The 19,716-nt window shown below is 62.4% G+C and carries 16 protein-coding genes; 11 read left to right on the top strand and 5 right to left on the bottom strand.

Going from position 1 to position 19,716, the window contains the following annotated elements; translation table 11 throughout:
- Nucleotides 1-117 precede the first annotated feature (117 nt).
- From AC3WOY_RS14660 to AC3WOY_RS14650, 3 genes are read left to right on the top strand one after another with little or no spacing between them, the layout of a single operon-like run.
- The gene (locus AC3WOY_RS14660) at nucleotides 118-2,046 is read left to right on the top strand and encodes a patatin-like phospholipase family protein (protein ID WP_492424998.1); all 1,929 of its coding nucleotides are present in this window, start codon (nucleotides 118-120) and stop codon (nucleotides 2,044-2,046) included.
- Complete coding sequence (locus tag AC3WOY_RS14655) at nucleotides 2,016-5,852, top strand: non-ribosomal peptide synthetase (RefSeq protein ID WP_492424996.1); 3,837 nt, start codon at nucleotides 2,016-2,018, stop codon at nucleotides 5,850-5,852. The genes AC3WOY_RS14660 and AC3WOY_RS14655 overlap by 31 nt, the downstream gene beginning before the upstream one ends.
- Nucleotides 5,849-6,550 carry a TVP38/TMEM64 family protein gene (locus tag AC3WOY_RS14650; protein WP_492424994.1) on the top strand — a complete coding sequence of 234 codons (702 nt, stop codon included), beginning with the start codon at nucleotides 5,849-5,851 and terminating at the stop codon, nucleotides 6,548-6,550. The genes AC3WOY_RS14655 and AC3WOY_RS14650 overlap by 4 nt, the downstream gene beginning before the upstream one ends.
- 8 nt (nucleotides 6,551-6,558) lie before the next feature.
- Here AC3WOY_RS14650 and AC3WOY_RS14645 read toward each other — a convergent pair whose 3' ends face one another.
- The 4 genes from AC3WOY_RS14645 to AC3WOY_RS14630 are packed head-to-tail and all read right to left on the bottom strand — an operon-like array spanning nucleotide 6,559 to nucleotide 9,451.
- The gene (locus AC3WOY_RS14645; protein WP_492424992.1) at nucleotides 6,559-7,635 is read right to left on the bottom strand and encodes a nucleotidyltransferase domain-containing protein; all 1,077 of its coding nucleotides are present in this window, start codon (nucleotides 7,633-7,635) and stop codon (nucleotides 6,559-6,561) included.
- Nucleotides 7,632-8,507, bottom strand: a complete 876-nt coding sequence (locus tag AC3WOY_RS14640; protein WP_492424990.1) for an HprK-related kinase A — start codon at nucleotides 8,505-8,507, stop codon at nucleotides 7,632-7,634. Before AC3WOY_RS14640 ends, AC3WOY_RS14645 begins: the two co-directional genes overlap by 4 nt.
- A gap of 44 nt (nucleotides 8,508-8,551) precedes the next feature.
- Entirely contained in the window at nucleotides 8,552-8,824 is a 273-nt protein-coding gene (locus AC3WOY_RS14635) for an HPr-rel-A system PqqD family peptide chaperone (RefSeq protein ID WP_492424988.1), read from the bottom strand.
- A gap of 51 nt (nucleotides 8,825-8,875) precedes the next feature.
- Nucleotides 8,876-9,451 (bottom strand): hypothetical protein, encoded by a 576-nt coding sequence (locus tag AC3WOY_RS14630; RefSeq protein ID WP_492424986.1) that lies wholly within the window; start codon nucleotides 9,449-9,451, stop codon nucleotides 8,876-8,878.
- Nucleotides 9,452-9,739: 288 nt separating this feature from the next.
- Between AC3WOY_RS14630 and AC3WOY_RS14625 the strand changes: the two genes are divergently transcribed.
- On the top strand, nucleotides 9,740-10,522 hold the full coding sequence (locus AC3WOY_RS14625) for a S1 family peptidase (protein ID WP_492424984.1): 783 nt from the start codon (nucleotides 9,740-9,742) through the stop codon (nucleotides 10,520-10,522).
- A 39-nt stretch (nucleotides 10,523-10,561) separates the two neighbouring features.
- Here AC3WOY_RS14625 and AC3WOY_RS14620 read toward each other — a convergent pair whose 3' ends face one another.
- Nucleotides 10,562-11,185: an XrtA/PEP-CTERM system exopolysaccharide export protein gene (locus AC3WOY_RS14620; RefSeq protein WP_492429317.1), complete on the bottom strand. Its 624-nt coding sequence runs from the start codon at nucleotides 11,183-11,185 to the stop codon at nucleotides 10,562-10,564.
- Between the two features lie 329 nt (nucleotides 11,186-11,514).
- Here AC3WOY_RS14620 and AC3WOY_RS14615 point away from each other — a divergent pair, with 329 nt between their 5' ends.
- The 7 genes from AC3WOY_RS14615 to AC3WOY_RS14585 all read left to right on the top strand — a co-directional run bounded on the left by AC3WOY_RS14615 (nucleotide 11,515) and on the right by AC3WOY_RS14585 (nucleotide 19,712).
- A complete protein-coding gene (locus AC3WOY_RS14615) occupies nucleotides 11,515-13,050 on the top strand; it encodes an XrtA system polysaccharide chain length determinant (protein WP_492424982.1) in 1,536 nt (511 codons plus the stop codon).
- A 106-nt stretch (nucleotides 13,051-13,156) separates the two neighbouring features.
- Nucleotides 13,157-14,023: an XrtA-associated tyrosine autokinase gene (locus tag AC3WOY_RS14610; RefSeq protein ID WP_492424980.1), complete on the top strand. Its 867-nt coding sequence runs from the start codon at nucleotides 13,157-13,159 to the stop codon at nucleotides 14,021-14,023.
- Nucleotides 14,004-15,578, top strand: a complete 1,575-nt coding sequence (locus tag AC3WOY_RS14605) for a TIGR03016 family PEP-CTERM system-associated outer membrane protein (RefSeq protein WP_492424978.1) — start codon at nucleotides 14,004-14,006, stop codon at nucleotides 15,576-15,578. The genes AC3WOY_RS14610 and AC3WOY_RS14605 overlap by 20 nt, the downstream gene beginning before the upstream one ends.
- A 16-nt stretch (nucleotides 15,579-15,594) precedes the next feature.
- A complete protein-coding gene (locus tag AC3WOY_RS14600; protein ID WP_492424976.1) occupies nucleotides 15,595-16,605 on the top strand; it encodes an XrtA/PEP-CTERM system-associated ATPase in 1,011 nt (336 codons plus the stop codon).
- The gene (wecB, locus tag AC3WOY_RS14595; protein ID WP_492424974.1) at nucleotides 16,602-17,762 is read left to right on the top strand and encodes a non-hydrolyzing UDP-N-acetylglucosamine 2-epimerase; all 1,161 of its coding nucleotides are present in this window, start codon (nucleotides 16,602-16,604) and stop codon (nucleotides 17,760-17,762) included. The genes AC3WOY_RS14600 and wecB overlap by 4 nt, the downstream gene beginning before the upstream one ends.
- Nucleotides 17,763-17,787: 25 nt before the next feature.
- A complete protein-coding gene (locus tag AC3WOY_RS14590) occupies nucleotides 17,788-18,636 on the top strand; it encodes an XrtA system polysaccharide deacetylase (protein ID WP_492424972.1) in 849 nt (282 codons plus the stop codon).
- On the top strand, nucleotides 18,633-19,712 hold the full coding sequence (locus AC3WOY_RS14585; RefSeq protein WP_492424970.1) for a FemAB family XrtA/PEP-CTERM system-associated protein: 1,080 nt from the start codon (nucleotides 18,633-18,635) through the stop codon (nucleotides 19,710-19,712). Before AC3WOY_RS14590 ends, AC3WOY_RS14585 begins: the two co-directional genes overlap by 4 nt.
- Nucleotides 19,713-19,716: the final 4 nt, after the last annotated feature.

The following is a 19,716-nucleotide window of genomic DNA, read 5'->3' as shown; positions in this document are numbered from 1 at the left end:
GAATTGGCGTGCGTTGCATGCGATTAATATTCCTCTAAACTGAATGCAACACTGCCCGACCGCCATCTCTCCCGGATTGGATCGTCAGTCCGGGTTTGCAGGTCCGGTTTTCGAAACGTGTCTATTGACCTTCCTATCGTGCCTGCCGAGATATCACAGCCCGGCCACGGGCCAGCCGATACCGCCACACTGCCCGCCGAGGCAGCTTCCGCCCCTGTGCGCGCGCCCCTTTCGAGCACCGGCAGGAACATGGAGATCAAGGAGATCCTGCACGCCAGTCCGGTCTTCGGCATGCTCGACGACGCCGTGCTGGACGATCTCGTGCAATTCCTCGAAATCCAGCATGTGCGCGGCGGAAACCTGGTCATCCGCGAGGGCGATCCGTCCGAATTCATGATCATCGTGGTCAGCGGCCGCCTGCGCGTATCGCGCCGCGGCCCGTCCGGCGACCTGCTCCTGTATAACGAAATCTGCCCCGGCGACAGCGTCGGCGAGACCGGCCTGATCCTGAAGCAGAAACGCACGGCAGACGTCAGTGCGGTGCGCGACACCACCATCGCCGTCCTCAGCCGCGCCAGCTTCGAAGCCCTGCTGCACCGCCAGCCGATCGAACTGAACCGCGTGTTTGCGCAAGCCATCTTCAACCACCTGCGGCACACGCCGCAGTCGGTGGAGCGCAAGGTCGCGCAGACTTTTGCCGTCATTCCCCTGCATCCGGATGCAGGGGCGGGCGACCTCGCCGCCGGCCTGGCCAAGGCATTCTCCCGGGCCGGCCGCGCGCGCCACCTGAGCTGCGCCACCCTGCGCGAAGTGACTGGTTCGGATGCCGGCAGCCGCGCGGCAGGCGAAATGCTGAACCAGCTCGAAAAGCAGATCGATTTCCTCATTTTCGAAGCCGAGTCGATGAGCTCCGCGCTGACACAACATGCATTCCGCCAGGCCGACCAGCTCATCTTCGTCGCCTCGCCCGACCAGGCGCCGGACGTGCGCGAGGTGGAGAAGCTGCTGGCGCGAGAGCCGGGTTTTTCGATGAAGCGGCAGCACCTTGCGCTGCTCCACCCCGCATCGGCCCTCACGCCTGCGGATACCGAACCATGGCTGCGCGGCCGCAAGCTGGAGCGCGTCTATTCCCTGCGACGGGGACACAATCCCGACTTCACCCACCTGGCGCGCTTCCTGACCGGCAGTGCGGTCGGTGTCGTGCTGGGCGGCGGCGGCGCACGCGGCTTCGCGCATATCGGCGTGCTGCGCGCGCTGGAAGAGTCCGGCATCCCGATCGATCTCCTCGGCGGCAACAGCATGGGCGCGCTGATCGGTGCGCAATACGCTTGCAACGTACCGCTCGATGAAATCCTCGAACGCACCAAGCAGTTCGCGCTCGGCGGCGAACACCCGACCCTGCCGCTCGTCTCGCTGCTGGCCGGCCGCCGCATCGAACGCGACCTGCAGCGAATGTTCGACGGCATGAAGATGACCGCGCTCTGGCGCCCCTACTTCGCCGCCGCCTGCAACCTGACGCGCGGCTGCACCACGGTGCAGGAAAACGGCCCGCTCTGGCGCGCGGTCCTCGCCAGCAATTCGCCTGCGGGCCTGCTGCCGCCTGTGGTGCATGACGGCCAGTTGCTGGTCGACGGCGCCATCCTCGACAACGTGCCGGTCGACGCCATGCGCATGCGTCTCGGCACCCCGCTCGAAAAGCGGCGCGGCAACGGCACCATCATCGCCATCGATGTGGACGTGCGCGACGAACTCGGCGTCGACCCGGCCCTGCCGCGCCTGTCCCCCTTGCAGTCACTCAAACGCTATTTTTCGCCGTCCGCCCCCTCGGTTCCGGGCATCGGCGACATCCTTTACCGGGCCAGCCATATCGGCAGCCTGCACCAGCGCGACCGCACCATGGCGCTGGCAGATCACTATCTTGAGCCGCCTGTGTCGGGGTTCGCCTTGATGGATTACCGCCGCGCGGAGGAAATCGCGGATACCGGTTATCGCTATGCCAGGGAACAGATCGAGAAATGGGATCGAACGATAACTTCACCGCGCTAGAGTGCCTGGCGTTCCCCCTGTCCTCCAGCCAGCGTGAAGTGTGGCTGGACCAGCGCGCGTGGCCCGGCAGCGCGCACCTGAACATCGGCGGCGGCGCCTTCCTGCGCGGCCGTCTCGACCTGCCGCTGTTCCGCGAATCGCTGGCGCTGCTCGTCGCCGAGAACGACGCCCTGCGCCTGGCGCCGCTGCCCGACGGCACGCAGCGCCTGCTGGATTACGTCCTGCCGCGCCTCGAGATCATCGACATGGCCGGCGCAAGCGACCCGCAGGAAGCGATGCGCGCATGGTGGCAGGAATGGATACGCGTGCCCTTCGCGCTGGACGGCACGCCGCCGTGGCGCTTCGCGCTGCTGCATGCCAGCGACGAGTTCCACGGGCTGACGATCCAGTTCCATCACCTGATCATGGATGGCTGGGGCACGACGCAGGTGATGCGGCGCTGGAGCGACATCTACAATGCCTTGCTGCGCCAGGAAGAGATTCCGCCGGCGGAAAGCCAGCCGTATGCGCAGTTCGTGCAGGAGTCGCTGGAATACGAACGCTCGGCGGCGTTCGAGAGCGACGCCGCGTACTGGAACGCGCAATTTCCCGAGCTGCTGCCGCCGCTGTTCGAACGTCCTTACGCCAGCCCGCTGTCGCGCCAGCTCCCGGCGGCGCAGCTCGCGGTGCGCGCGATGTCCCGCGACGACTACAACCGGATCTGCATCTTTTCGGCGAGCCGCGGCGTCAGCCCGTTCTGCCTGTTCCTCGCCGCGCTCGCCGTCTATTTCACCCGCACCGCGAACCGCGACGAGATCGTCATCGGCATTCCCAGCCTGAACCGGCTCGGCCGCCGCTACAAGGCGACGCCGGGCATGTTCGTCGGCGTCAGCCCGCTGCGCCTGAAGGTGCGCCCCGGCATGACGGTATCCGAACTGCTCGCCGCCGCCAGCACCGCGGTGCGCAGCGCGCTGCGGCATCCGCGCTATCCGCTGAGCGTCCTCGGGCGCTCGCTGGAACTGATCCGCCATAACCGCGACGGCCTGTTCGACGTCATCCTTTCCTTCGAACGGCAGGATTACGACCTGTCCTTCGGCGATGCGCAGCTGATCGACTCGCGCCAGCTGTTTTCCGGCACCGCGCGTTATCCGCTCGGCATTACCGTCTGCGAATTCCATCCCGAACAGGACGTGGAACTGGTCATCGAAGGCAGCAGGGCCTGTTTCACGCAGGGCGAAATCCCGCTGCTGGCAAGCCGCCTGGCCGCGGTCATCGACCGCATGATGGACGATCCGCTGCAGACGCTCGGCGACCTCGACCTGCTGCCGGCCGAGGAAAGGCACGCCGTGCTCGACGGCGTGCATGAACATGTCGCCTGCCACGACGGGACGCTGCCCTTCATCTGCCTGTTCGAACGCCAGGTCGCCCTCGATCCCAGGGCAGTCGCCCTGGTGTGGCCCGGCGGCTGCATGGATTACGGCACGCTGAACCGCCGCGCCAACCAGCTTGCCCACCGGCTCGAAGCACTGGGCGCGGGGCGCGACACCATCGTCGCCTTCGCCATCGACCGCTCGGCCGCGATGATGATCGCGCTGCTGGCGATCGCCAAGACCGGCGCCGCCTTCCTGCCGCTGGATGTCCACAGCCCCGCCGCCCGCCTCGCCGGCATCCTCGAGGAAAGCACGGCGCTGGCCTTGCTGGCCTCGCCCTCGACGCCGGCGGAACTGCGGCAACTGCATCCGCGCACATTGACCGTGGACGAAGAGGAGCGCGACATCTACGTGATGGAGCGCCGCCTGCCGGCCTGCCCCGCGCCTGCCGACCTCGCCTATGTGCTCTACACATCGGGGTCGACAGGCAAGCCCAAGGGCGTGATGATCGAACACGCCACGCTGTCGCGCCGCCTCGCGTGGCTGACGCGCACTTACGCGGTGGAGAAGCACGACCGCTCCGCCCAGGCCACGCAGCTCACCTTCGACCCGGCGCTGATCGAAGCCCTGCTGCCGCTGGTCTGCGGCGCCAGTGTCGCCCTGCCGCCGCCGGGCCGCCTGCTGCCGGAATCGCTCGCCGCCTTCGCGGTCGAACACGGCGTCACCATCATGGCCTTCGTCCCGGCGACGCTGAGCCGCTTCCTCGACGGCGCCAGCAGCCGCACCGGCCTGAAGCTGCGCGTGGCCTGCTGCGGTGGCGAAGTGCTGCCGCCCGAGCTGGCCAACCGCTACCTGCGCATGACCGGCGCACGGCTGCACAACGTCTACGGCCCCACCGAAGCCGCGATTTTCGCAACCGCCTGGGAGTGCAAGTTCCAGTCCGCGCACACCGCGCTTCCGGTCGGCCGCCCCATCGACAACACCCGCATTTACGTGCTCGACGCGCAGCTGCGCACCGTGCCCTTCGGCGTGGCAGGCGAAATCTACATCGGCGGCGATGCCATCGCGCGCGGCTATCTCGGCGCGCCGGACGCCACCCGCGAAGCCTTCCTGCCCGATCCTTACCGTCCCGGCCATCGCATGTACCGCACCGGCGACCGGGGATGGCTGGGCGACGACGGACACCTGCGCTTCATCGGACGCGTCGACAGGCAGGTCAAGCTGCGCGGCTACCGGATCGAACTGGGCGAAATCGAATCGGCGCTGCTGGCAATCAACGGCGTCCGGCAGGCGGCGGTCAGCCTCGTCGAGCAGCACGGCAAGGCGATGATCCTGGCCTGGGTCTCGACTGCGGACGGCATCGATACCGACACATTGCAGCGCATGCTGCGCACCCGCCTGCCCGACTACATGGTGCCGAGCCGGATCTGCATCCTGCCCGACCTGCCTCTCGGTTCCACCGGGAAGATCGATTACGCGGCCTTGCCGGTCGGCGACAGCCTGGCTGCTGCTGCGGTCGCGCGTCCGCCGCGCAATGCCATCGAGTCGACGCTGCTTGCCATCTGGGAGGAAGTCCTCAAGCATCGCCCCCTGAACGTGCGCGACAATTTCTTCGAGGCCGGCGGCGATTCGCTCGCCGCAATCCAGATCGCCATCGACGTGGAGACGCAACTTGGGGTCAACGTCTCGCTGCAGATGATCGCGGAGCATCCAACCATCGAACAGCTCGCCCAGGCGCTCGAACAGGAAGCCAACGCGCCACGGACGATGATTGCGCTTGGCCCGCAGCGAGGCGGCGTACCGATCTACCTTGCCGCGTCCGGCCACGGCGATTTGTTGCGCTTCCAGAACCTGGCCAATGCCTTGGGCAATGCGTACGAAGTCCACATGCTGCAACCGCCCGACGACAACAGTGAGCATTCCATCGACCGCCTTGCCGAGCTGTACGCCGACCGCATCGAAGCGCGCGGCGAAGGCCCGCGCTATATCGCCGGCTTCTCCGTCGGCGGCATCGCGGCCCTCGAAACCTCGCGCGTGCTGCAGCAGCGCGGCATCGATGTGCATGGACTGTTCCTGATCGACACCATCTATCCCGGCTTCGTGCTGCGCCGGACCATCCCCTGGCGTACCCTCGGCTGGCTGACGCGGCAGTTGCGCATGCACGACCTGAGCATGAACGGACGCCGGCTTGGCGCAATGTTCAAGGATGCCGGTCTCGTCACACAGGTCCGGGCGCTGGGCGATTACCGCCCCGCCGGCTTCGACGGCCCTGCCCATCTCATCATCTCGTCCGGGCTGGCCAGCTGGGACCGCTGGCTGTTTCGTGCCTGGCGGACGCTGATGGCGGGCCGTTTGCTGGAGTTCCAGGTGCGCGGCCTGCACGGCTCCATGTTCGAGCCCGACAATGTCGACGACCTTGCGGCGGCGATTGCCTCCCGGCTCGAGGGACTTGCGTGAAACACAGCAAAGCCGGCCAGCATGATCTTGCCGCCCTTCATCGCCGACTGAAGACACTGGCTGTGCTGCTGGTGGTACTCGTGTGCCTCGCACTGGCATGGAAGTGGACGCCGCTGCGGGAGTGGCTGGACATCGAGCGCGTCGTCAGCGCAATGCAGGACACCGGCCGCAGCTTCGGTCTGCTCGCCGCCATCGCAGCTTTCGCCGTCGCCTGCATCGCCGTCGTTCCGCTGACCTTCCTGACACTGGTGACGATCGTCGCCTTCGGACCGGTGGACGGCTTCATTTGCACCTTGGCCGGAGCAAGCATCGGCGGCGCGGCAAGCTACTGGATGGGGCGGCTGCTGGGACGCGAAGTCATAGAACGCCTCGCGGGAGAACGTGTCAACCTCCTGAGCCGCCGCCTGGCCGGCCGCGGCCTGATCGCCGTGGCTGCCGTGCGCCTGGTGCCCGTGGCGCCGTTCGCGGTCGTCAATCTCATTGCCGGCGCATCGCACATCAATTTCCGGGATTTCATCCTGGGGAACGCACTGGGCATGACGCCGGGCGCGCTGGCCATGGTGCTCTTCCTCGACCAGATCATCATGGCGCTGAAAACGCCGGGAACGGGTTCCATCGCGCTGGTCGCGCTCACGCTGGCACTGATCGCGGCCGGCGGCTGGGGGCTACGGCGGTGGATTCGGCAGACGGGTGAATGAGACGCGACTCACTTGTCGCGTGGTGAAATGAACGCCTTGTGGAACAGGTGGCGCGCCAGCAGGAGCGGCGGCATCCGCAGCCAGTTCGCGCGCACGTAGAGCATCTCCTTGGCCGTGGCAGTGAAGGCGTCGGTACAGCTCGCATGGTCCGGCACCAGCGCGCGCATGAACAGCCGGTCCATCAGCGCCAGCATTGCCCCGTCCGGCTTGCCCGCATCGGCGGCATCCATCACGGCCTCCGGAATCGGCGTGTCGAGCAGCCGCCGCGTATACCGCAATGCATAGAACAGCGGCCGCGTGAGCTGCAGTTGTGCCGCCCTCGGGACCAGGCCGGTCCAGAACGAGGACGCCTGGCCGAAATGCGTCAGGAGCCGGTGCAGGTCCACCATGTCGCGCAGCCCGTTGTCGAATTCGCCGTCGTTGAACAGGTGCACCGCGCTGTGCAGCACCATGTCGTGCGGCGCAAGCACGGTGAGTCTGGGCGAGTCCCCCACGGGACGCGCAGCCTCCAGCAACAGTGCGGAATCCGGATGCACCGGCGCGGTTTTCGGGACAATGGCGTGGTGGACATCGATGACGGTCTGGCGCTTCATATGCTGCATCGGCGGCAATTCATGCATCCAGGTACGGTAGTAGCGCTGGTCGTAGGCATCGGTGTGCAGGCTCACCCAGCCATGCAGCATCAGCGAGGCCTCCGCCGCACCGAGGCTGGCTTCAGGAACCAGGATATCGATATCCGAGAAGATGCGGCCGCGCGCCGACGGCAGGTTCGCGAACACATAGGCGGCGCCCTTGAGGAGCATCACCGGAATGTTAAGGTTGGCCAGCGCCTTCACGATATGCCCGACCTCCCACTTCACTGCCAGGGTGTGCCGTTCCGCGCCTATCCACGCCCAATCGAGATGCTCCCTTGGCTGCGGCGGAACGCATTCCAGCAACCCGTTTTCCTCCAGCACCGCGTACAAGGTCGACAGTACATTGCTGCGCCGTGCCTGCCGTATCAGCAGGTCCCAGTCGGCAAGCTTCAGCGCCTTGATGGACTGCGGCTGGCGGAAAGTCCGCAGGACGAGCGGTTCGAGCATCATGCGGCGCGCGCCTCCGCTTCGAGGGAGGCGAAAGTCGCCACCGCGTCATCCAGCCGGCTGTAGCTGAAATCGAAACACCGGGACTTATCGATCATGCCGGCCAGCGTTTCGAATCCGCGGCTGCCCAATGCATGGAAATTGAATGCGTTCTCGGCCACGCGCATGAGCGCCCGTGCACGCGGAAGCGCCACCAGCGTCGCATTCGCGGCCGGCTGGTACTGGGGGAAAATCACCCAGGCCGGACGCGCCTTCTCCCCGACCCGTCTGACACTGTCTGCGGTCGGCTTCATGTGGGCGACCGAACCTTTCGTCGTGTCCATCACGGTCGGGCTGAATACCGCGCCCGGCACATAGGATTTGATGATGTCGACCGACGCGTTCTTCAGGCTCACCGGCCGCGGCAGGGGGAGAATCTTCCCGTCATCGATGCCGACCAGGGTCAGCTCATCCGACAGCAGCCGCCACCCCCGGTTGACGAGGGCGGCGCACAAGGTGCTCTTGCCTGACCCGGGCGGCGCCGGCAGTATCGCCGCGAGACCGCCTCGTTCGATGACGGCAGCATGGATGATCAGGTAGCGATAGACATGGCTCGACACACACCAGTTGAGCCCCCATTCGAACATGGGAAACGCCTGCTCCAGCGGAAGCGGCTTGAAAGGCGACTTGCCGTCGAACTTGAACACCACCTGCGGCCGGTACCAGCGCCGCAGGTTTGCAGGACGATCCAGGCTGACATGGAAATCGGCGAAGTCGTCGTCCGCCAGCGGATAGTCTGCATAGAGCAAGCCAATGCCATCGGCCACGGACGGGATCGCGCTGCGTACATGCGTGACAAAGACGCCCGTCCGAAGGTAAATCCCGGGCCCTTCCATTCGGAACCGCAGCTCCGCCGGAGATAAGGAGGATAAATTCAAATTCAGACGCGCTCGACCAAGGCGAGCGCATGCATGTCGGATACGGTCATTTCGATTTCGCGCTGCAAATCATCATCGGGCTCGCATTGCCATTCCCTGGCAAAACGTTGCACCAAAGATAGCACATCGGCAGGTGCCTGTTGCAGTGCTTGCAGGAGTTGCGCTGCACGATCGTCGAGGACGTGGATGTCGCCGGACAGCGCGTTGTACACGACGAACTCGCCGTCCCAGAATCTCAGCTGGAGAGCGTCGTCGTCAATAATGCGCCATTGCATGATGGATGGAGAAGGCGGCTGGAAGTAATAAGGCCTTCGCAATCAGGAGGCTTAATAGGCGAAAGTCTGCTGGATGTAATAGACAACCTGTTCAGGGGTCCACTTCACCCCTGCAGTCGGAGTGAAGTAGCCGTTCAGGCGGATTTCATTCCACATGGCCTGGAGCCTGGACGTGTCCAGGAACGGACTCCATCCCGCCTTGTAGTTCAGATAGGCGGCGACGAGGTGCATGCCGAGGTTGTACTTGTCATACGTCTGCTCAGTCAGCATATTGAGCATCGTTATGTTGTAGAACGGCGAGCCCACTGGAACGGTAAACACAGTCCTGAACTTCACCGTAGTCCGGTTCGGAATGGGCCAACTATGATTCTTCCAATAACCCGGCGAACGGCCCGCGCAAACCACGTTGTTGTCTTCAGGCTTGCTCAGGTTGCCAGACAGGAACCCGGATGGACTCTTGCAGACGGTGCCGAGAACCGGCCGGCTGGTCAACGTCGCGATGATGCCGGATGCAGCGATCCCCGACCGGCCAAAACGCCGACGGCCAGGATTCTCCAGTCCCTGCTGCGAGGTACCGGATGCATTCTTGTCGTCAATCTTTTCGTCTTGCCGACCGTTGGGGGTCATGTAACGCTCCACTGCACGTTGGTCTTTGATGGCGTAAGGACAGCCAAGCCATCACCATCCTTAGCAAAAGCCGTTCCAAGCCTTTACCCGAACAAAATAACCTATACGAATCAATGCGTTGCTGATAACCATCAATAAAATTTAACATGAGGCAAAAGAATTGCAGCCCGCATGTAAAATTTTCCGACAGGTGGAACCAAGCCATCCGGCAAAGAAGACTCGACTGGCATCGGCGGAAATTTCATTATAGTCTTTGCAATCATGCCGATGCACACTATTTGAAACTTCATGAACATTCTTCGCCTCGGTCTCATCTGCCTGTCGCCCATGCTCGCGGCATTTTCCAACACTGCAGTGGCGGAGGATTTGCCCGGCACCATCGCCCGGATAAAACCCTCGGTCGTCGGCATTGCAACCCTGAAGAAGGGGCGCACACCACCCATTCACTTCATCGGCACCGGCTTCGTCGTCAGCGACGGACTCACGGTCATCACGAATGCGCATGTCGTAAAACAGGCCGGCATCGAGGACGGGAGCGAACTGCTCGGCGTGCTCACCGGGAGCAACCAGTCCGCGGACCTGCGCGCCGCGACAATCATCAATACCGACTCCGAGCGTGACCTCGCACAGCTGCGCATCGCCGGATCCCCGCTCCCTGCGTTGAAAATCGGCAATTCCGATTCCGTACGCGAAGGACATTCTCTTGTCTTTACCGGATTTCCGCTCGGCATGGTGCTTGGATTCCACCACGTTACGCATCGGGCGCTGGTAGCCGCAATTACGCCGGTCGCCGATCCCGCGCCGGCGTCGAGGAACCTGAATGCGAAGATGATCGCGCAGTTGCGCAACGCGCCCTACCTGGTATTCCAGCTCGATGGAACAGCCTATCCGGGCAGCAGCGGCAGTCCGCTCTACGATCCAGACACCGGCAATGTCCTCGGTGTCATCAACAAGGTCGTCGTGAAAGGAACGAAAGAAACGGTCCTTACGCAACCGAGCGGCATCACATATGCCATCCCGGGCAAATACATTCAGGAGCTAATGGAAAAGGGCTCCCCACCCCGTCCCTGACAGTCCCGGCCGCGATCACGGCCGGCGACCCGGGTGAAATCAGAAGAAACTTTCGGGAATAACGAGCACGTCGCCGGGACGCATCGGCGTGTTGGCGGAGATGTCGCCCTTCTTGATCAGATCGTCGAGGCGTACGGCAATCTTTTGCTGTTTCCCGTCCACGGTACGGACAATGCTTGCACGGTTGCCCGCGGCAAATTCAGCCAGCCCGCCTACCGCAATCAGTACATCCATGACCGACATGCCCTGGCGATAAGGCAAGGCCTGCGGTTTTGCGGCCTGTCCTATCACGCGGACCTGTTCGGAATACGGCCCGACGAAGCCGGTCACGATGACCGTCACCACTGGCTGCTGGAGGAATTTGCCGAGCACCTGCTCGATATCCCGTGCCAGTTGCGTCGTGGTCTTGCCACTGGCAACCAGGTCCTCGACCAGGGGTGTACTGATCTTGCCGTCAGGGCGTACCGGGACAACCTGCGACACCTCGGGATTACGCCAGACATTGATGCTGATGGTATCGCCGGGGCCGATCAGGTATTCATGCTTTACCCCGGCGCTTTCCGGCGCTTCGGCCACGCCGCCATCCGTGGCGCAAGCACTCAGTGCGAACGCAGCGCACACCATTGCCAAACGTCCGGCCCTCGCCATGCTTTCGGTAAACATCTTGTTCACGTTGCCCCCCCCTTTTTTTGGTGTCGCCGCCGCAAAGGCGGATTGATATTTCATATTGGAAACAGCCTGCCCGGACTGATTGCGCACGCCCTGCGAAGACAAAAAATGACCGGTTTTCGGCAAGCCGCAGAACGAATCAACGCCTGAGTGCAATATCTGCAGGCATTTGCTTCTTGTCAAGCATACGCCATGATTACCACAAGTATCCAAACCTTGCTAAATTATAATGACTGCAATCAATAATAGGTATAATCACTTGACGGTTGGACATTAATATTGGGTTCGTCAAGTCCGCATAAGTAAGAGGGAGGCTTTAAAGGATGGAGCAGCTGGTAACCCAATTATTTTCCGCCGCCAAGGGCATCTGGAAATACCGCTGGTACTCCATGGCGGTTTCCTGGGCGGTTGTCCTCATCGGTTTTTTCACGGTATATACCCTCCCCAACAATTACCAGGCTTCCGCGCGCGTGTTCGTCGATACGCAATCGATCCTGAAGCCGTTGCTCTCCGGCATGACGACAATTCCGGACGTCGAGCAGCAAGTCTCGATCATGAGCAAGACGCTGCTGAGCCGGCCCAACGTAGAGCGCGTGATGCGCATGGTCGACCTGGACATCAGCGCCAAATCGAACCAGGACAAGGAAGCCTACGTCAACGCGCTGATGTCCCAGATCAAGATCACCGGAACGGCCAGCCACGACATCTATTCCATCACCTACGGCAACGCCGATCCGAAGGTCGCCAAGAGCGTCGTCGAATCGCTGCTCACGATCTTCATCGAGGGCAGCTTCGGCGACAAGAAACAGGATTCGGCCAATGCCGTCCGCTTCATCGACGAGCAGATCAAGCAATATGAAGAGAAGCTGGTCAGCGCGGAAAACGCGATCAAGGAATTCAAGCTGAAGAACAGTTCGCTGGTCACACGGGGAGACGGCGACTTCGGCGGCAAGCTGGTACAGGCGGAAGAGCAGCTCAACCAGGCGCGGCTGGAACTGCTGGAGGCGGAACAGGCCCGCAATTCCATCAAGAAGGAAATCGCCGGCGAAGAGCCGATCCTCGAAGGCGACAATACCCAGACAGCCAACGCCACCGTCAATCCGGAACTCGATGCCCGCATCGAAGCACTGAACAAGACCCTCGACAGCTACCGCCTTCAGTTCACCGAGCAGCACCCGGACATCGTCGCGACAAAACGCCTCATCGCCCAACTGGAAGCCCGCAAGATCCAGGAAGCAAAAGCGCGCGCATCGAGCACGACCATCGGCAGGAACTACAGCCCGGTCCTCCAGCAGCTCAAGGTCGCCCTGTCGGATGCGGAAGCGCGTGTCGCATCCATGCGTGCGCGCACCGAGGAATACAGTGCACGCGTCGCGCGGCTGCGTTCGATGAGCACCGCGGTGCCGGAGATGGAAGCACAGTTCGCCCAGCTCAACCGCGACTACCAGATCAACAAGGCCAATTACGAGAAACTGATCGCCAGCCGCGATGCGGCAAAACTGTCAGGCGACCTGAGCGCAACCACCGAGATGATGACCTTCCGCATCATCGATCCGCCGACGGTGCCGTTGAAACCGACCGGCCCCAACCGCCCGCGCCTGTTCTCCATCGTATTCGTCGGCGCCCTCCTCGCCGGCCTGGCCGCCGGTTTCCTCCTGACCCAGATCCGCCCCACCTTTGTCAGTCTCGCTCACCTGCGCGAAGTCACCGGACTCCCGGTTCTGGGCAGCGTATCCATGAACTGGACCGAGGCGGAAAAACGGCGCCACAAGAAGAGCCTGTATGCCCTGACGGCTTCATTCACCGGCATGCTGCTTTTGTCGGGCGGCGCGTTCGGCCTGCTGCTTCTCAAGTCGTAGCGCGAGCGATTCCGCCGGAACAGCTGTTGGGAAACAGGAACGGATTGACTATATGTTGCAGGGGCTGTGCCGAAGCGCGGCCTGATTAATTTCTCCAGGAGGCAGTGTGGGAATCATCGAAAAGGCGGCAGGCAAACTGGCACAAGCGGGATCTGCGCGCACGACACAGGCGCCGGCTGCCAAGGCTGAAGTCAAGCCGGCGGCCGAGGCTGAAGCGCCCCAGGCCCCCACCGTCGATTCCAAGGCACAGTCCAAGAGGATCGAACTGAACCTGGCGAAACTGCAAGAGCGGGGCATGATTACGCCGGACGGTCCGCGCTCCGGCGTGGCGGAAGAATTCCGCGCGATCAAACGCAGCCTGATCACCAACGTCCTCGAACAGAAAGCCGACTCGTCGCGGCCGAACAACCTGATAATGGTCACGAGCGCGCTACCCGGCGAAGGCAAGACGTTCTGCTCGATCAACCTCGCCATCAGCATCGCAATGGAATTCGACCATACCGTGCTGCTCATCGATGCCGACGTGGCGCGTCCGTCCGTCCCCCGGCAATTGGGGATCGAAGCGGATGCCGGCCTGATGGACGTCCTGCTGGAACGCGACCTTGACGTCGCGGATGTCATGCTGAAGACCAATATCGAACGGCTGAGCATCCTGCCGTCAGGCAACCGTCATCGCCATTCCACCGAACTGCTGGCCAGCAAGGCGATGAACCATTTCCTCCACGAGATCGCACACCGCTACAACGACCGCATCGTGATCTTCGATTCGCCACCGCTGCTGCTGACCACGGAGTCGCGCGCGCTGGCGACTCGCATGGGACAGATCGTGATGGTGGTCGAGGGCGAGAAGACGACCCAGTACTCGCTCAAGAACGCGCTGCGCCAAATTGAAACGTGCCCGAACATCAATCTGATCTATAACAAGGCCAAAGCGTTTCGGGGCTTGGAAAACTATGGCTATTACTACAATTAAGACCCGGTCGAACAGCGAACCCGGCAAGCCTTACCTGCCCCTTGTATCAACCGTCGCTGCTGCGGCCCTCCTGGTTTCCCCCATGGCCGGTGCGACCGACTGGAAAGTCGTGCCCACCCTGACGGTGCGCGGGACCTACTCGGACAATATCCGCCTGGCCCCGCGAGGCCTGGAAGAAGGCGATTTCGTGACCGACGTTTCGCCCGGCCTGAGCATATCCCGCACCGGCCCCAACCTGACGGTCAAGGCCCGCTACACATTCCAGCACCTGAACTACGCGAACGACAACAAGGGCGACAGCAGCTTCCACAAGCTGGACGGCGTTGCGCAAGCCCATCTGATCAAGGACCTGCTGTCGGTCGACGGCTCGGCGACGGTCAACCAGCAGGATGTCGACCTGTTCGGCCCGAGCACGATCACCAGCGGAAATTACACTGTCAATCCGAACCGGACGACGGTCAGAACGGCGACAGTCAGCCCCTATCTCCACCATCAGTGGCGTGGCGTTGCCGCCGGCGAACTGCGTTATACGAAGACGCAGGTCAGCACCAGTTCGCAGGCGCTGTTGAGCAGCGATATCGATGCGCTGACGCTAAGCGTGACCAGCGCCCCATCGGTCAGGACGCTGGCGTGGGGGCTGCGGCATGATACGCGCCGGACCGAAAGATCGAACACCAATTCCATCGACTCGAAGACCACCACCGCGGATGCCCGCTTCATGGTCACACCGCAGTTCTACCTGACCACCTCAGGCGGTTACGAGGAGTTCGATTACGTGGTCGCGCCCGGCGCGGAAGATCCCAAGGGCACGTTCTACTCCGGCGGATTCGCCTGGAACCCGACCGCAAGGACGAACCTCGCCCTGAGTGTCGGCAAGCATTTCTACGGCACGACTTTTACCCTGCAATCCAGCGTACGCAGCCGCTATACATTGTGGCGCGTGACCTACGATGAAAGCGTCACGAACACGCCGGCCCAGATCGCAATGAATTCAACGGGAAGCACCGCAGACTTCCTGGATCAGCTTTTCCAGTCCAGCATCGCAGATCCCGTGCTGCGCCAGCAGGCTGTAGAACGGTTCATCGCGACGAACGGCCTTCCGGCCTCGCTGACGCGCACGGTCAATTACCTGACCACCCAGTTCTACCTGCAGAAGGCGCTGCGCGCATCGGTCGCGATCACGGGCGCAAAGAACTCGGTCATCTTCACCGTTTCGAATACGATGCGGTCGCCGCAATCCCTGGACACGGTGTCTCTTACTACGCCCGGCGGCATCACAACAGCGGATACGCGCCAGCTCGGCGCCACGGCGCTCTGGAACTGGCGTTTCTCGGGACGCACCAGTGCGAACTTCAGCGCCGACCATATCAGGAAAAAACTCCAGACCACCAATGCACAAGAGCGCATGACGACGTACAGGGTCGGCCTCGCACACCAGTTCCAGCCCAGACTGAACGGCGTGGTCGAACTGAGGCATGCCGAGACAACATCGGACACCGGCTTCAGCAACTATCAGGAAAACGCGATCTCTGCGTTCGTTTCGATGCAATTCTAGTGGAGCCCGTTGTCAGATGTACGAATCCTATTACGGCCTCGCGGCCAAGCCGTTCCAGCTGAAGCCGGACCCACGGTTCTTCTTCGGCAGCCGGAACCACAAGCGCGCGATGGCCTACCTCCAGTACGGCCTGTCGCAGGGTGAAGGCTTCATCGTCATCACCGGCGAAGTCGGTGCCGGCAAGACAACGCTCGTGCGCAACATGTTCCAGGAACTCGATTCCGAGAAAATCGTCGCCGCGCAAATCGTCAACACGCATCTTTCTTCGGAAGACACCCTGAAAATGGTTGCCGCCGCTTTCGGCATTCCCCTGGAGGATGCGAGCAAAGGAGTGCTGCTGACGCGCATCGAAAAGTTCCTGCGCTCCTGCGACGCACAGGGCAAGCGTGCGTTGCTCGTAGTCGATGAGGCACAGAACCTCAATTCGCAAACCATCGAGGAATTGCGGATGCTGTCGAACTTCCAGACCAACGACAACTGCCTGCTGCAGACATTCCTGCTGGGTCAGCCCGAGTTCCGGAAGACGCTGATGAGTCCCGACATGCTGCAACTGCGGCAACGGGTAATCGCGACCTTCCATCTCGGTCCGATGGACGCGGACGAAACCCGCACCTATATCGAGCACCGCTTGCATACTGCGGGCTGGAACAGCGATCCGCAGCTGCAGGACGACGCCTTCGCCGCCATTCACGAATACACCGGCGGCATCCCGCGCAAGATCAATACGCTGTGCGACCGCCTGTTCCTGATGGGCTACCTTGAAGAACTCCATGCCTTCGACCGTACGCATGTCGATTCCGTGATCAAGGATATCCAGCAGGAATTCGACCAGTCATCCCTGCCCAGTGCTCCCGACACGCCCCCTGCACCGATTCTGGCGCCATCCTTCGACCCGAACACGCATAGCCTCGAATACATGAACGAGCGCCTCGCACGTATCGAGCGCGCCATCCAGTCGATGATCGACGCCCTGACCAAGTTGCTGTTTTCTTCAAAGATCAAAGTTCCGGAAGAGCCCAATCCATGACAACCACCGCAGCCAGCTCCCTCGCGCAGCGCAGCATCCTCTGCGTCGTCGGCGCCCGCCCCAATTTCATGAAGATGGCGCCGATCATCACGGCGCTCAACGGATTGCGCACCAAACCCGCCGTCCGCCTGCTGCACACCGGCCAGCATTACGACGTGGCGATGAACCACCAGTATTTCGAGGCGCTCGGCATTCCGTCTCCGGACATCAACCTCGAAGTCGGCTCCGGCACGCAGACCGTGCAAACTGCCGAGATCATGCGCAAGTTCGAACCTGTGCTGGACGACCTGAAACCTTCGACCGTGCTCGTGGTGGGCGACGTCAATTCGACCATCGCCTGCGCCCTGGTGGCGACCAAGAAGGGCATTCCGGTCATCCACGTCGAGGCCGGCCTGCGCAGCTTCGACCGTGCGATGCCCGAAGAGATCAACCGCGTCCTGACCGACCAGATTTCCGACCTCCTGTTCACGACCGAGGTCAGCGGAAAGGAAAACCTGCTGCGTGAAGGGATTGCCGGAGAACGCATCCACTTTGTCGGCAATGTGATGATCGATACGCTGAGGAACAATCTCTCGCGCGCGATTCCTGTTTCGAAAATCGCGCAGGATGCCGGACGTCCCGACTTCATGGAGGGTCACACGCACCATGCGCTGCTTACCCTGCATCGCCCTTCCAACGTCGATGACCCTGCTGTCCTTCGTCCGCTTCTCGAAATCGCCGTGCGCGTGAGCGAGCGCCTGCCGCTCATCTTCCCGGTACATCCCCGCACGCGTGTCGTCATCGAAAAATCCGGCCTGCGCGACCTGCTCGACACGCCGCGCGTCCTGCTGCTGCCGCCGATGGGTTATCTCGAGATGCTCGGCCTGATGCAGGGCGCGCGCGTCGTGCTGACCGACTCCGGCGGGGTGCAGGAAGAAACGACCGCGCTGGGCGTACCCTGCATCACGCTGCGCAACAACACCGAACGCCCGATCACGGTGCATGAAGGCACGAACACCATCGCCGGCACCGATCCCGAAACCATCCTGCAAGTGTTCGACGACGTCATGCGTTCGGGCGGCAAGTCGGGAAGGATTCCGGAGTACTGGGACGGCAAGGCAGCCGTGCGCATTGCCGAGACCATCGAGAAATGGATGGACAACGGCTTCCAGTGCTGAGATCCAACTTTGGCGGCAGACGAGCATGACTTCGACAACGATCCATAATGCGATGACCATCGACGTGGAAGATTACTTCCAGGTGTCGGCATTCGCACCGCACATTCCGAGAGAGAGTTGGCCCGCGCTGCCGTGCCGGGTGGAAGCCAATATCGACCGCATTCTCGGACTGCTCGATGCGCAGGGGATCAAGGCGACCTTCTTCACACTCGGATGGATCGCCGAACGCTACCCGACGATGGTGCGCCAGATCGTCGACCAGGGGCACGAGCTTGCAAGCCACGGCTACGGCCATGAACGCGCATCGGACCTGACCAAGCAACAGTTCCGCGACGACATCGGCAGCAGCAAGCGCATCCTGGAAGATATCGGCGGCCAGGAGGTCAAGGGCTATCGCGCCCCCAGTTTTTCCATCGGCACGAACAACCTGTGGGCACTCGACGTCCTGCACAGTGAAGGCTATCGCTACAGCTCGAGCATCTATCCGGTCCGGCACGACCACTACGGCATGCCGGACGCGCCGCGTTTCGCCTTTTATCCCAGGAGCGAGGACGGCCTGCTGGAACTGCCGATCACGACGGTACGCCTCATGAACCGCAACCTGCCCGCGGGCGGGGGCGGATATTTCCGCTTCTTCCCTTATGCCTTGTCGCGCTGGCTGATGCAGCAGGTCAACGAACGGGACGGACAGCCGGCCATCTTCTATTTCCATCCCTGGGAAATCGACACCGGCCAGCCGCGGCAAAAGAATATCGGTATGAAGACGCGCTTCCGGCATTACGTCAACCTGCATCGCATGGAATCTCGGCTGCAAGCGCTTACGCGCGACTTCAAGTGGGGTCGCATGGATCACATCTTCCTGACGAAACAATGAATTCGATTATCGAAGCTGCGGTAGAGCGGCGAAATGCGCCGGTTGCAGCGGCGCCCGTAGTCAAACTGATGGGCCCGGGAGATGCGGCCCGCTGGGACGCCTTCGTGCAGGAATGCCCGGAAGCGATGTTCTTCCATCGCGCCGGCTGGCAATCCGTGATCGAGCGCGCCTTCGGTCACAAGACATGGTTCATGTATGCCGAAGCCGAAGGGACAATCCAGGGCGTGGTGTGCCTGGCCGAGGTCAAGAGCCGCCTGTTCGGCCATTCCCTCAGCTCCCTGCCCTTCTGCGTGTATGGCGGAGTCGCCGCCAATAACGATGCTGCCCGCGATGCGCTGGACAAGGCTGCGCAGGAACTCGCCCGCGAGCTGAACGTCGGACAGCTCGAATACCGCAACCTGCAACCCCGCCACACTGACTGGCCGAGCAAGTCGCTCTACGTCACCTTCCGCAAGGAGATCCTGCCCGACGTCGAGCAAAACATGCTCGCCATTCCCAAGAAACAGCGCGCCATGGTGCGCAAGGGAATCAAGGCCGGCCTGCAGAGCGAGATCGACAGCGACGTCGAACGCTTCTTCCAAGCCTACTCCACCAGCGTGCATCGCCTGGGCACGCCGGTCTTTTCGAAGCGCTACTTCAGCATCCTGATGGAGACCTTCGGCAAGGACTGCGAAATCCAGACCATCACGAAGGACGGCCGCCTCATCAGCAGCGTGCTGAGCTTCTACTTCCGCGACGAGGTGCTGCCCTATTACGGCGGCGGCATGCCGGAGGCACGCGACGTGGCGGGCAACGATTTCATGTACTGGGAATTGATGCGCCGGGCGTGCGAGAAGGGTTACAAGGTCTTCGACTTCGGTCGCAGCAAGATGGGCACCGGGGCATTCGACTTCAAGAAGAACTGGGGCTTTGTGCCGCAACCCCTGCATTACGAATACCAGCTCGTCCGCTCGACGACGGTGCCGGACAATAATCCGCTAAGCCCGAAGTTCCAGCTGTTCATCAAGATCTGGCAACGCATGCCGCTGCCCCTGGCCAATGCCCTGGGGCCGCATATCGTCAAGAGCCTGGGGTAATCGC

Source organism: Noviherbaspirillum sp. FW303-A3 (assembly GCF_058788695.1).
This window is presented reverse-complemented; position numbering and strand designations above follow the sequence as displayed.